Annotated in this window: 7 protein-coding genes; 5 read left to right on the forward strand and 2 right to left on the reverse strand. The window is 44.8% G+C overall.

Annotated elements, in window-relative coordinates:
- The first annotated feature begins 51 nt into the window (after window positions 1-51).
- Window positions 52-894 (forward strand): S-formylglutathione hydrolase, encoded by an 843-nt coding sequence (fghA, locus tag NE536_RS09805; RefSeq protein ID WP_261272584.1) that lies wholly within the window; start codon window positions 52-54, stop codon window positions 892-894.
- Window positions 895-1,040: 146 nt separating this feature from the next.
- Here the strand turns inward: fghA and NE536_RS09810 are convergent, their stop codons facing one another.
- On the reverse strand, window positions 1,041-2,417 hold the full coding sequence (locus NE536_RS09810) for an L-serine ammonia-lyase (protein WP_106650679.1): 1,377 nt from the start codon (window positions 2,415-2,417) through the stop codon (window positions 1,041-1,043).
- Window positions 2,418-2,802: 385 nt separating this feature from the next.
- Here NE536_RS09810 and nagZ point away from each other — a divergent pair, with 385 nt between their 5' ends.
- The gene (nagZ, locus tag NE536_RS09815) at window positions 2,803-3,831 is read left to right on the forward strand and encodes a beta-N-acetylhexosaminidase (protein ID WP_259561193.1); all 1,029 of its coding nucleotides are present in this window, start codon (window positions 2,803-2,805) and stop codon (window positions 3,829-3,831) included.
- Between the two features lie 79 nt (window positions 3,832-3,910).
- The gene (gene ycfP / locus NE536_RS09820; protein WP_261272585.1) at window positions 3,911-4,450 is read left to right on the forward strand and encodes an alpha/beta hydrolase YcfP; all 540 of its coding nucleotides are present in this window, start codon (window positions 3,911-3,913) and stop codon (window positions 4,448-4,450) included.
- Between the two features lie 642 nt (window positions 4,451-5,092).
- Here ycfP and NE536_RS09825 read toward each other — a convergent pair.
- Complete coding sequence (locus NE536_RS09825) at window positions 5,093-9,622, reverse strand: NACHT domain-containing protein (RefSeq protein WP_261272586.1); 4,530 nt, start codon at window positions 9,620-9,622, stop codon at window positions 5,093-5,095.
- A 502-nt stretch (window positions 9,623-10,124) separates the two neighbouring features.
- On the opposite strand from NE536_RS09825, the gene NE536_RS09830 reads away from it, so the two are divergent.
- On the forward strand, window positions 10,125-12,368 hold the full coding sequence (locus NE536_RS09830) for a hypothetical protein (protein ID WP_261272587.1): 2,244 nt from the start codon (window positions 10,125-10,127) through the stop codon (window positions 12,366-12,368).
- A 10-nt stretch (window positions 12,369-12,378) separates the two neighbouring features.
- Entirely contained in the window at window positions 12,379-14,079 is a 1,701-nt protein-coding gene (locus NE536_RS09835; RefSeq protein WP_261272588.1) for a toxin-antitoxin system YwqK family antitoxin, read from the forward strand.
- Window positions 14,080-14,104: the final 25 nt, after the last annotated feature.

Here is a 14,104-nt window from a genome sequence, read left to right on the forward strand (position 1 = left end):
CATTACTAACGCTAAGACAAGCGCTAAAAGATTGAGCTTAAAAGGACTTGTATGACCATAGAAAATATCAGTTGTAACAAGAGCTTCGGCGGTTGGCATAAGCAGTATCGCCATCAATCTCAGTCGTTAAACTGCGAGATGCGCTTTGCCATTTATCTGCCGCCTGAGGCGGTGAATAAACCTGTGCCTGTGTTGTATTGGCTTTCAGGTCTAACCTGTACCGATGAAAACTTTATGCAGAAGGCGGGTGCACAGCGCATGGCTGCGGTACTTGGGATGGCAATTGTCGCCCCTGATACCAGTCCTCGCGGTGACGATGTGCCCGATGCGGCGGATAAAGCTTACGATTTAGGCTTAGGCGCGGGTTTTTACCTCAATGCGACAAAAGCACCTTGGAATCGTCATTACAAAATGTACGATTACATAGTCCACGAGCTGCCGGCGTTGATTGAAGCCCATTTTCCTGTCACTACCCAGCGCGCCATCTCCGGCCATTCGATGGGCGGTCACGGTGCTTTGGTGATTGGCCTGAGTAATCCGCACAGATACAGCTCAATTTCAGCCTTTAGCCCGATTTCGAATCCGAGTAATGCACCTTGGGGTATTAAAGCCTTTAGCGAGTACTTAGGTGAAAATCGTGAACATTGGCGCCAGTATGATGCCTGTGAGTTGCTTAAGCTCGCGATTAGCGAAGTGCCAGTACTGATTGACCAAGGTGAAGCCGACAGCTTTTTAGATACCCAATTGATGCCACAATCGCTGGTGGATATCGCCCATACCAAGGGTTATCCCTTGGATGTGCGGATGCAAGCGGGGTACGATCACAGCTACTACTTCATCGCGAGCTTTATTGAAGAGCACCTTAAGTTCCATAGCTTATACTTTAAGCCTTAAATAGCCGATTCAGCAGTCACGCCGATGCGCTAAAACAAAAATGCCGCAACTTTGTGAGTTGCGGCATTTTTTATGGTGCGATTTAAGCGATTAACGAGAGTGAATTAACACTCAGCACTTAGCACTCAACACTTAGCACTTAGCACTTAGCACTCAACAATGTTGACTGCTAAGCCGCCTTTGGCGGTTTCTTTGTATTTACTGCGCATATCTCTGCCGGTGTCCATCATGGTTTTGATCACTTTATCCAGTGAAACCTTATGGTTACCGTCACCGCGTAGGGCCATACGAGAAGCGTTGATCGCTTTGATCGCGCCCATGGCATTACGTTCGATACAAGGCACTTGCACTAGGCCGCCCACAGGATCGCAGGTTAAACCTAAGTTATGTTCCATGCCGATTTCAGCCGCATTTTCAACGTGCTCAACCGTACCGCCCATGATTTCAGTCAGTGCGCCAGCGGCCATAGAACAGGCCACGCCCACTTCACCTTGGCAACCGACTTCGGCACCCGAAATTGAGGCATTTTTCTTGTACAAAATACCAATTGCGGCGGCGGTTAATAGGTAACGGGCGCAGACATCAATATCCACTTCTTGTACGAAAGTATCGTAGTAGCATAATACTGCTGGGATAATTCCCGCAGCGCCGTTTGTGGGTGCTGTCACTACGCGATCGCCGGCTGCATTTTGCTCGTTGACCGACAGGGCGAATAAATCGACCCAATCCATAGCGGTTAATGGATCGACATTGTTACGGCCTTCGGCTTTCAAACGACGGTACAGGGCAGGGGCGCGGCGACGCAGTTTTAGGCCGCCAGGTAAAATGCCTTCCTTCTGATAGCCGCGTTCGATACAGGTTTTCATGGTCTGCCAAATGTTCCACAGCTTGGCTTTGACTTCATCTTCGGTGGCTAAACTCAGTTCGTTCGCCATCATCAAAGAAGAAATACTCAGACCTTGTTCGCCACACAATTCTAATAATTGCGCTGCGCTGCCAAAATCAAAAGGTGCCGCTTCGATTTGTGATGCTGGGGATGCATTACGTTGGCTGATTTCGTCTTCATCTAAGATAAAGCCGCCGCCGACAGAATAATAAGTACGCTCGAAAAGACACTCATTTTTACAATAAGCGTACAGGGTCATGGCGTTGGCGTGTGCTGGCAAGGTTTTGCGTCTGTGGTAGGTTATGCCTTGCTCGCGGGTAAATTTAACCACTTTGCCACAGTGCAGGGTTAAGGTTTCGTCCTTAGAGACGTGCTCTAAAATGCCGTCGATACTGTCAGTGTCTACGGTTTCTGGATCTTCACCCATTAAGCCTAAAATCACTGCTTTGCCCGTGCCGTGGCCTTTGCCTGTTTGGCCGAGGGAGCCAAAGAGCTCGGCTCTTAATTCATCAATCTGGGTCACGAGTCCTGAGTCAGTCAGGTTTTGCATAAAAATTTTGCCCGCTTTCATTGGGCCGACAGTATGTGAACTCGATGGACCTATGCCGATCTTGAACATGTCAAATACGCTAATCATGATAGAAGTCCTGTTGTGTCTTGTTTATTATTTTAGTCTGAGTGCATGGGATTGCTCGCTCTGCAGATTGAAGCACGCTAATCTTGCGCGTGTACTCTGGTCAATGGCGGCGCTCTTTCATGCGAAATCTGCTTGTGTGATACTCTAACCTCAGTATCCCATAGATTAGCGTGACAATTCACATTAGTTTTTTTAATTCGTTATAGTTCGGATAAGCTGAACTTAATTGGGACTTTTTTGCTGGCCATTTTATGGCCAAAAATACAGGATTTAAACGCGCTACAAGGGCAGATGGTTCGCTTTTTTGAGCATTTTTGTGAGCGTGGACTACTTATGGCTTGAGTGGTTATTTTTTGAGTATTAATGAAATTTTTTAGGGAGAAGTATGAGCTATTTAATGTTGGACCTACTGTCGTTGGACGTCAGTGAGGCTGAATCTGAGATGCTACGTCATCCACAGGTGGGTGGTTTAATTCTATTTTCCCGCAATTTTTCAAGCCGTGATCAGTTGATCCGTCTGGTACAACAGATACGCCAAATCCGCCCTGAACTATTAATTGCCGTCGATCATGAGGGCGGTCGAGTACAACGCTTCCGCGATGGCTTTACCGTTATTCCCGCCATGGGCGACATTTTACCTGCGGCAAAGGGTGATATAGCGTTAGCCAAACGCTGGGCCTGTGAGCTCGGTTTCTTGATGGCGATTGAACTACTGGCCTGCGATATCGACTTAAGTTTCGCGCCCGTATTGGACTTAAACGGCGTGAGTCAAGTGATTGGTAAACGCAGCTTTAGCCCAGAGCCTGCCGAGGTGATTACACTGGCCGAAAGCTTTATTGCGGGTATGGCCGCCGCTGGCATGGGCGCCGTGGGTAAACATTTCCCCGGACACGGCAGTGTAGTGGCGGATTCGCACTACGAGAAACCCATTGATGAGCGCGATGCCGAGGCGATTTTTGCAAAGGATATCCTGCCGTTTAGAGAATTGATCGCAAAAGAAAAGTTATTAGGTGTGATGCCCGCGCACGTGGTTTATCCTAAAGTCGACCCCAACTCTGCGGGTTTTTCTGAATACTGGCTAAAACAAGTGCTGCGCAAAGAGCTTGGCTTTAACGGGGTGATTTTCTCCGACGATCTTGGCATGCAAGGCGCAGGATTTGCGGGCGATTACCGTGCAAGGGCCAGCGCTGCCTTAGCCGCCGGTTGCGATATGATTTTAGTGTGCAATGACAATGCGGGCGTAATGTCGCTGCTGGATGGTTTTACATGGCCAGCGAGTGCGCCGCAGCATCCTGCAAGTTTACTCAAGCCCAATGCCGCACAAACGGCCGCAGCGCTCGATAATACCGCCCGTTGGGAAAACGCGAAGCAGCTTGCGGAGCAAATTTGTTTGGCCCAACAGGCGAAAGTTTGATGTAGCGCAAGGTGTGAGATCACTCTTTTGCTAGGGTTAGTTAATTCACTGTAATCAAAAATGATTAAAAGGCCTTGATATGATTTTCTATCTTCATGGATTTGATGCGACTAGCCCAGGTAATCACGAAAAAATGCGTCAGTTGCAATTTATCGACCCTGACGTACGTTTGGTCAGTTACAGCACCTTGCACCCTAAGCACGACATGCAACACTTGCTCAAGGAAGTCGCTAAGCAAATGAAGCATAGCGACGATCCCGCGCCGTTAATGGTCGGCGTGGGACTCGGCGCTTATTGGGCCGAACGCATTGGCTTTTTAAATGGGCTTAAATCTGTGCTGATTAACCCCAATTTGCATCCAGAAGATAATATGCAGGGCAAGATTGACCGCCCAGAAGAATATGCCGACATTGCTAATAAGTGCGTGTCGCAATTTCGTGAAAAGAATACTCACAAGGCCATGTGCATATTTTCTGTTAATGATGAGATGTTCGATAATCTGCAACTCGCCAGTGAATTAAGCGCCTACTATTCGATTGATTGGGATGACGTTCAGCCCCACAAATTCCCCCAACTCGCCGCACATCTCCCCAAAATAAAAGCCTTTAAATTGGCTTGATTGATATCGATTTGATAAAGGTAACACTCCTCTTTTTATATTTAAGAGGGGGAGTGGGTTTATCTCATCGGCTATTCCGCCTTATGGTTTTGGCTTTAATACTTCAAACCGCGCACATTGTGAGTGTTACTAGATGAAGTAGAATTTTAGTGTTGGCTGATATCCCTGCATATAGGCTCACCATGGTATTTACTCACCGACACGCAGCCAGTCCATCCTTGGATGCTCGACCGCCCCGTCCATGGGGCGGACGGTCGTCTCGCCAATCACCATGGCTCACCTTTCGTGCATTCACGTAACCTGTAGATTTAAAAGACATACGCAACACACTTTGGGATATTTCCGTGTTACAAAGATCGGACAAAATTTGGTTTTCAGATAACTTCTAGTATCCCAATGACCTACAAATGCCTGCTCAAAATTACTGCACCAACACATTGGGCAGCTTCAAGTTTGAATTCAGCACTAAATATTTTTCTGGTTGTCGGTCTCATATGTTCACCTAAGGTCATCTATGAGGCAATAATATCACCTCTATTTAGGTGGCCAAAATTAGTGTGCCACTTCATTTAGACCCAAACTTATGTAAACGTGGTTCCGATTACGATTGCTATAAGATTATGTTGTGAACTAGCTTATGTCTCAATGTTTTGACTCTTCCTTGTTGAACCATATATTGCCTACAGGTTTTCCATCTTCATATTTAAACAAGCCGCTATACGCCAAACGGCCAAAAAATTGACTTGCTCCAGAAGAAAACATTTCCTTCTCTCCGCCTATTAACCAGACAATCTCCATATCATTATCATCAAGCCATTTCTGTACCTTGTCAGAACGCATTAATGCATATGAAGGGCCGTACTCTTCAAGGCTTGGATCACAGAATACAAGTTGCCCCTTATGCTCCCAACGTCCCCATCGACCAGAAGATCTAGCCAAATCCATGTCCTTAATCAATTCCTTGGCTGGCATATGAAAGTAGAGTGAGCTATTAAGAGAATAGTCGTTACCGCCTTCTTCCCATTCATATTTAGAAAATGGGACAAGGTGTTCGACGGCAATTTGATCCCTAAAGACCTCTTCTGGCTCCCTCCACCCAGAAAGATGGCGATATATAGTGTGCCAAGGATATTCCCCTAAAAATCCTTCGTGTTGCGTTGATGGTGCGCTGACAATATGAGGATCACAAAGTGTTTTCCCCTCAACTCCTTTGGCTAATGAATCATAATCACCTTTGTGGATGAAAATAGAGTTGATCCTGAACCAACCGTCAAGATAAGGACCCTCGATATCATCATCTGTATACTTCCTGTTTTCGGACCAAAAGCCATGCAAAACTAGCCAGTTAGAATTATCAGTAGGCATTGTCCTTTGAAGCAACTCAGAGAACTCAGGTAAAATCTCTTCATCCCACAAGAAGTTAGTTTTGGCTACCACGTCATTTTCCTTTGGGAATGGGAAGCGATAAGGTTGCCACCAAGTACATTGTTTGTTGTGATAAGTTTTGTATTCTCCAGATTGTCTTGCCCAGTTAGTAGGATCAATATCGCGTTTGCTTATTTGCCAAGGCCCTTCATAAATATCATCATCTGAAACATCACTATAACCCCTATTAGTCCAATGGAAGTTATCAGAAAGTCTGGCCAAAAACTCATGGAAGGCCATCCATTGATATTTTTTCCCTACACGCTCCATTGCTCCTCCACTGGGGCCGCCACCCCTTCCGTAAGAACACCTTTTTTCAAAATCAGCAAATAGGTCTTCAGTCCAACCAAATTCATGAGCGCGTTTGCAAACCCATCTTTGAGCCCATTTCCTACTAAAGGCTGCTGGCCTATTATTTCTTATCCCAGATAACCAACGATAATACTCTTTCTGCTCGTCACTGAGTTGTGTGCTTACCCTGCTATCAAACTTTTCTTGTTCTTTTCTTTGTTCCTCAAAGCTGCGTTTATAGTCTTCGGAATCAAACTCAATTCTTTTAATAGCCTTTAATAAATCTTCTGGTGAAACTGAATTATCACTTACTGGCATTGGTTCTATTTTTGCCAAATATTCTTCTTGCACATCGTCAGTTAATAGCTCGTGCGCAAATCGCTTCTTAATCTCATATCCATTCTCAATTTTTGGTAAGGCTATAGGTGTTGCAGACCAATTATGCACACAACCCATGGTGTAGTTTCCAAAGTCACCAGGAAAGCCCATTAAAGAACTTTTGATTCTTGATGAAAATTCATCTCCTGCTATGCGCTCTATCTCTTTTGGTGATGGATTATCCAGTTCTGGGCTGCTCTTATAAGGTGGCCTGAATTGTTCCGGAGCAATTTCTGCTGAAAGCACTCCAATATGCAAGGCATACTCTAAAATTCCTCGGGCATAGTCTCTAAGAAGAATGTGCGAAGGTGGCTCACCATCTCTAAATATCAATTCAAATGTAGTACTCGCTATACCTCTAATAATATCTTCTTTGTTGGTATTGCAAACGACACCATATGCAACGGCATAAAGCCTCTCGGTTAAGTATGTATCTTCTAGATGCGAGAAATCGTTTAATAATTTTTCAACAAGATTAGGGTAAATAGAAAGAATTCTTACCAGTGATTTTGTAGATCGATCTCTTATTCTTCTATTCGGGGTAGTCAAAAACCAAATAAGGGTAATAGCACAGAGCCTAATTCGCTCTTCTTCTACAGAATCGACTATGCCAGAGTGTGACCACTCAATAATTGTTCTAATGATGGACTCATATTCATCATCTTCTTCAGAGCTATCACCGTATGCTATGTGTATAGACCAAAAGTAGTCTCTCTCAGCAATAGCTTTTTTTGCAAGATTTCGATGAAGCAACTCAGCATTCCATGGATGATTGGGTTCCGTTGACAATTTCAACAAGATATCCAGGGCTGGGTCACTATAGGAATGACTCTTTAGGTTATTTAAAAGCTCCAGCGTCCTTTCAGAAAAAGAGCTTGGGCTCCTCCATAAAACAGTATTCTGAAAAGTCTCATCTAATTGCCTTTTTCCAACTTCAATATCATCAGGAAGCAAATCTTCTAATTCCCTATTAAAGCATTCAGCAACAATGATAGCCAAGGCTTCGAATATTCCAGAAAAGCGATAGTAACCATTATCTTTCAGTAATTGCCCTATAGAACCTCCATCTGAAAAGGCTACTTTAATGTCATCTACCTGATTTACTAATTCCTGAGCAATAAAATAATCACTAAATCGTTCATATGTAAATCTGACAATAAGATTTCCACGCTGTTCTTCTTTATAAGAAACATCCTCAGAAAGAATGCCCTCATCGATCAATATGTCGAAAAGGCTATCCCCATGATTCGGGTTTGGATCGTAATTATTGACCAATTTTCTAACATCTTGCTTCAGAAGGCCTTCAAGATTATCTGGTAACAATTTTGAAGCGATATTGATAAGTGTGGACTTAACGATATTCTCATTCGGATTGAATCTTTTCTTTTTTGCTACAACCCTTTCAATACTTGAAACATAGAAATCAAATAATGAGGTAATATAATTAAGCCCTTTTGGAAATGAGTTCTGTTTATTTTGCCTTAGAGCTCGGCAGCATGTTTTCAAGAAAAGGGGATTTGTAAATTCTGGCGCTAATATTGGCGCGCTTGGTTTGGATATGCCTTGCTGGGAAAGAAATTTCTCCGCAGCCCTATGCTCATGCCCCCTAAACCCATGATGCTCTATACGAGGCAATAAGCTTTCGTTTGCACTATCGGGAAGAATATAACTTAGATAAGTGCTGCGGCAACTAAACAGAACAGCAATATATGGAAATCGTGATAAATCCGACAAAAATCCTGTTATTTGGTTATGCCAGTCATCTCTGTAATTTCCCTCATTTATAGCATCAATGACAATGAGTGCTCTGGCCCCCGATGCTTCACCTGCTGCATCTATAGCTCCTAAGACTTGGGAGCTTCTATAGTTTTGTAAGTCTAATGACTCCTTTAAAAAACCAGTTGGGTTCCCACCTTGATATTGAGCACCTAATAAAAACAATGTGGGTAAATTAATATTGATTCTATGTAAGCTCAGGTCACATAGGAGGTGTGATTTACCTATTCCTGCTTCACCGTAAAGAAGCGCAGCTTTTGTCTGGGACGAGATAGCCTTTTTTTGCTTTATGAAAGATGCTAGATCATCTATTGCATTGTCTAATTTATACAGATTACTTTTAGAGTTATCCTTTCTTTCAGACCAATCGATTTTATCATGCACATCTTTATATACCTCGGCATATAGCTTAGATAGATCTTCTAGCGAAGAGTTTATTTTTGATATTCGATGGTGAAAATCTTTGTCTGCAATTCCTTTGCCAAATTCATCCCAAAAATCATTAAGCTGATCAGCTAAGCTATTTATGCTTTCAATGTTTAATGAAACATCCCCTTTTTTATCTTCTGCTTTTAAGAAAGAAATAACATCAGAGCTAGCGTCTTTTAGCTCTGATCTTCTCTCTTTGAGAAGATCCCACCATGAGAAATTCAAACAAAGGCCATCAAAACTCTTTGCAATAGGCAGTTTGACATGAAACTCAGGGGTATACCTATCTCCTAAGCTGTCTTGCGACCTTTTGGCGATACTTCTGAATACCTCTTTCCCGAGAAATGGTTCGTTAAACCAGTACAAAGCTCTACCGGAGTAAAGGGGGTCATCAAGCGTAAGAAAAGTTGTAATCTCATGTTTACCCCAGTATGAGAACTCAATTTTACGACCAACGGCTTTTGCTTGGCCCTCCCACTTTTTAATATGTTCTAGCCACTCATCTTCGACAGAAACTACTTGTTTCCCACTTTTTCCTTTTTTTCTGCTATCAGCTTTATCTAGAGGTAAGCAGACGATATAATGTGTTAGCTTGGAGTGCTTTTCTAAGGCTGTAGTAAATGATTCATTTATTTGTTGCCAACGGGAAGAATTCATTCCATTTAAAAAGTATTTTGCTTGCCAGCATATCTCTGATCCATCTTCAAGAATCCAGTAACATTCAACACCGGCATCGCCTCCAGCGCCATCCTTCTTAACGAACCTCTTTCCATCATCTGGCTTTTGAAGATGGGCAATTTGGCAAATCAACTCTTCAAATCCTGAGTTTTTACTACCATCATGTGTTCTAATGCAAGAGAAGTTAATATCCATATAAGAAGTCTTAAATAACTGAATTAATACCAAATTAAGTACATACTCTATCATTAGAAAAAATAGGTCAATTAATAGCAAAGGAAATGTGTGTTAAATCTTAGGCTAGCCCACAATGGGGCAATCGCTTTTTAGATGAACGAACAGCGAGAGGGTTAGTGAGGATTGGCATTGTTGCACCAGTGACCGTTGGCGGCATGGATGCCGCCGTCGAGCCCTCAGGGACGAGTTTATGGCGTGTCACTGGGGAAGCAATGACAATTTAAGCCGCAAACTGACGACAAAATTATCTTGCTTTGGGGCAAATATCTTTTTAGCTAAACGAACAGCAGAAGTGTTAGTTAAGATTGGCATTGCTGTACCTGTGACTATCTAAAAGGATATTTTAGTCGTGCATTAAGGTGTTGTGCTGAACTGGCATAAATAGCAAAGCATTTTATTTACTAGGCATGAAAGGGCATAATGCGGCGCTTACTATTTGTTTGAGATACAAGGAATAACCATGAAGTACTTGGTTAGCGTAGTTGCATGCTGTTTATTATCGGCCTGTTCTTTTGGGGATGCTGATGTTGAGTTCACACCTGAGAAAGGAGAAGAGCGCTCGTATCAGCTGTATAGCACCACCAACATCACTGTAGACAACGGTCAGCGTACCGAAACGGTTAACACCAGCTCACATCAATTACTGCGTTATAAGGTCCTCGAAACGGGCAAAAACAGTCGGTTTCAAGTGCACGTCGATTACATGAACATGCGCGATGGTCAAGGGAGCGGCGTCAGTAGTGGCCAGCGGGCTGATCGTAATCCAGAAATGCACGCTATTTTCTCGCAGGGGTTTGAATTTACATTAAATCTAGACGATGGCAGCGTTAAAGAATTCAGTGCATTGAACAAACCGGTATGGCAGGCGCTGCTGGCTGAACGCGGCGCAGAGCTTGAGCAGGAACTGAAAAAGCTCTTTAGCTCATCGGCCTTTCTTAGCACCATACCCGCCAAAGCGGGGGCGGTCGTCGCGCTTCCTACCTATCAAGGCCACGCCAATGCCAAACTTACTGTATTGCAAGTCACTGATACGCATGTGTTAGCCAAAGTTGAAAGTGATGGTGAGCAAGCCAAAATATACGGTCTGCTGATGTTAGAACGTGAGCGGGGTTGGTTAGCGCAGTTAGCTTTAGTGGCAGAAGCGCCGTTTGAGCGTTACGGCTATAAGGGCACAGTGCGCAGCAACGTTATTATGTTGCCGCAGCAGCGCCAGTTGGGTGATTTAACACAGCGTTTAGGTTTTGATTATGATTTTCCAGCCTTTGAGTATCAAAAACAGCCTGACTTTGTGCTGGATGACATCAATAAGACCTTAGGCCTTGATGCTGTGTTTGCCTATGATGCGGGTTACTTTTACCAGCAAGATGATCTATTAAATCTAACCTATCATCATGACTTTTCAGGTTTTAAACCCGAAGGCGGATTTAGCTTAACCGATATCACGGCACACAGCGCGGATGGCACTGTGCTGCCACTGCAACTGAGCAAGGTGGGCAGTTACAGTTATCCAGAACAGGATGGTTTCCATCAATCTGTGCAGCAAAATCTGCTTATTGGCTGGAATGCACCAAATGACCTCTTAGCTCAGGTTGCTGAGTTTCGCGCGACGGCCCATTATCATGGTGCGAAACTGGTCAAGCTTAACCTGACCCCCGACCCCAACAAAACTGTGAGCTTGCAGTATGAAGATTTACAGCTGGAACTTTCGCCAATCACCGACAAGCCATTCAGTTATCTGCTGAAATCGCGAGGCGGCGCTGACAAAACGTGGTTATACCGGCGCTATGACGGTGCCGAAGGCGCTATGGTGCACTATCTTTCACCGCCAGCCACTGGACCGGATTGGTTAACGTCGGCAGAGCAAAATATGCTGGCGCTGACTTCATCGGCGCAATATGAAACGATTACACAGTTTACCTTTGCCGCCGCGCCGTCGACGCTGACACTCTATATAAATACTGCGGTTGACAGCGGAGAACTGACTAAGAATATTCGTTTTATGCCGACCCTAGATTACGCGCAAAATGTCGCATATCCGCCGGCGCAGCAGCAACTGCTTTATAGCGATGATATGTATGCGTCCTATGATAATCAGCCGCAACCTAGCACAACCGTCGATCCCGCCTTACTTGAGCCGCAAATCGTCGCCAAATACGGCGTCAGTATGCTGTTAACGTCTGAGCAGGCAGCGGTGTGCACCCTTAGTGTGGTCGATGCCCCTAAGGTCAACGGGCACACACTGCAATGGACAAACACCAGCGCAAGCAACAACACGGGTTTTGGTGCTGGGCTGGATAAGTTTGTGCTGTACCAACTGAGTAGCGCCGATGGGATCCGCCGCAATTTTTACGACATCAATGTCAGCAGCACCTTGGCCTGTACTGGAACGCCTCAATGGCAAGCACTCGCATATCATCCCGAGCAAAGTTGGTTGATTGATGTCACTCAGTTGCCAGATTTGGATACCACTCAAACCGTGGCCGAATTTATGCGGCGCTATCGTTTTCTAAATGCGCAGAATTTACCCCTTGCGCCTGCTATGCAAGGTGACAGTAGTGATTTTTATCAACGTCCGTTGCAGCAAGTATTACGTGAGCAACGCTGGTTTGTGCTGGCGGGGCGCGCAGCACAGATAGAACAGCTGACGATAAGCGGGGAACCTGTAAATAAACAGTGGGTTAATACATTCCCTGCGTTACCTTAAGGAGCAGAAAATGCGAGTCTTATTACTATTATCTGCGCTACTTATGTCGTTTAATTTGTCGGCTGAGCGAATTTTACTCGACCAAGAATGGCGGCTTAGCGATGTGCCGGGCGAAGCCATTTATTATCTGGAGCAAGCGCCGACAGAACAAAATGGCGAGTGGCCAGTGCAGCTATTTTATTTAGAAACGGATAAACCGGTTTTTAAGGGCAGTGTCAACAATCCCAATTTAGTCGAGAGTTTTATCGTTGGCGATTTCGAGTTTTTCTACCCCGACGGTCAATTGTCTCGCAAGGGCAGCAGCGATGCGCAAGGACATTATCAGGGCACGCATCTGCATTACAGGGAAGATGGCACACAGTCGGGAGAGTACCACTACCAGAATGGTCAGCTGAACGGCGAGCAGAAAAGCTATTATCAAAATGGCCAACTTCAGCGCTATGAGCACCGAGTGAATGATGCCCAGTGGGGTTCGGCAGAAAGTTATCATGCCAACGGCCAGCTGGCATCGCGCGCAAACTATGGCGCAAACGGTATGGAAGGGCGATATGAGAGCTTCTATGACAATGGTAAGCCAGAGCAAAGCGTGAATATGGTGGCGGGAAAATACCAAGGTGAACGACTGTATTGGGCCAAAGAGGGCTGGTTATACACCAAAGAGTTTTACCTGAATGGAAAAATGCACGGAGAAGTGTTGATTTATCAGGCCGCAGATATTCTGCAAGAGATCAAACATTATCAGCATAGCAAGCAGGTAGGAAACCAGCAGCGTTTTAAAGGGCCAGGGCTGTTAGCCATGCAGCAAGAGTACGATAATGATGGCCGCGAAATACAAAATATTACCTATGATGATGTTGGTAATGTCGCCACCCAAACCGATACTCAATACCTCGCTAAAGGCCTTATTAGCACGGAACAGCGCTTCGATGCTACTGGAAATCTAACCCATAAATATCAGCAAGATACTGTAAAAGATTGGAGTTTACGTCAGCGCTTTGACTCTGCAGGTGAATTGATTGAACGCGATGAACAACTCAAGGGGCAATATGAAGGCTTGTATATCGGTGCTGGCTGGAATGGCGCTGTCCAACGTGCGAGCTATAGCAAAGGTCAAATGCACGGTGCCTATCGGGAAGATAATGTAGAGGACGGCAGTTTTGTCAGCGGCCAATACCACTTAGGTTTAAAGGTCGGCAAGTGGGTCACGCAAACCCGTGACACGACGCGCAATGAGCAGTTTAACCAACAAGGTGAGTTGAGTGGCGAACAAACAGAAATCGCAGCCGATGGCACGATAATGCGCCGAGAGTTTTATAAAAACGCTAAGTTACATGGCGCATATTTACTGCGTGGTTTTGATAAACAGCTGCAAGCCCAAGGTCAGTATGTTAACGGTCAGCGTGAAGGCCAATGGCTGCTGCAAGATGAAAGCAGCTACAGCATGGTTAAGCTCTGGCATGGTCACTATAAAGCAGGACACGAAGTGGGTCACTGGCAAGCCTTTTCCGCCAACGGCCATTTATTAGGGCAGACGCAGTATGATGATAAAGGTCAATTGCAGGGTAAAGGTTACAGTTTTAACGAAGATGGCAGCCTGCTACAAAGTGATGAGTATCTTGATAATCAACTGCACGGCAGGTCGGTGTATTACTTTAATGGCGAACCCTCATCCGAGTATCGCTATCAAAATGGTCAGATGATCAGCGACTAGCTGGTTATCGCGTAATCAACTTATC

This window comes from Shewanella septentrionalis (genome assembly GCF_025370265.1).
GTDB classification, from domain to species: Bacteria; Pseudomonadota; Gammaproteobacteria; order Enterobacterales; family Shewanellaceae; genus Shewanella; species Shewanella hafniensis.

Excerpts from the sequence above, each read along its gene's own strand:
- fghA (WP_261272584.1), top strand. The coding sequence starts at position 52 with ATGACCATAGAAAATATCAGTTGTAACAAGAGCTTCGGCGGTTGGCAT.
- NE536_RS09810 (WP_106650679.1), bottom strand. The coding sequence starts at position 2,417 with ATGATTAGCGTATTTGACATGTTCAAGATCGGCATAGGTCCATCGAGT.
- nagZ (WP_259561193.1), top strand. The coding sequence starts at position 2,803 with ATGAGCTATTTAATGTTGGACCTACTGTCGTTGGACGTCAGTGAGGCT.
- ycfP (WP_261272585.1), top strand. The coding sequence starts at position 3,911 with ATGATTTTCTATCTTCATGGATTTGATGCGACTAGCCCAGGTAATCAC.
- NE536_RS09825 (WP_261272586.1), bottom strand. The coding sequence starts at position 9,622 with ATGGATATTAACTTCTCTTGCATTAGAACACATGATGGTAGTAAAAAC.
- NE536_RS09830 (WP_261272587.1), top strand. The coding sequence starts at position 10,125 with ATGAAGTACTTGGTTAGCGTAGTTGCATGCTGTTTATTATCGGCCTGT.
- NE536_RS09835 (WP_261272588.1), top strand. The coding sequence starts at position 12,379 with ATGCGAGTCTTATTACTATTATCTGCGCTACTTATGTCGTTTAATTTG.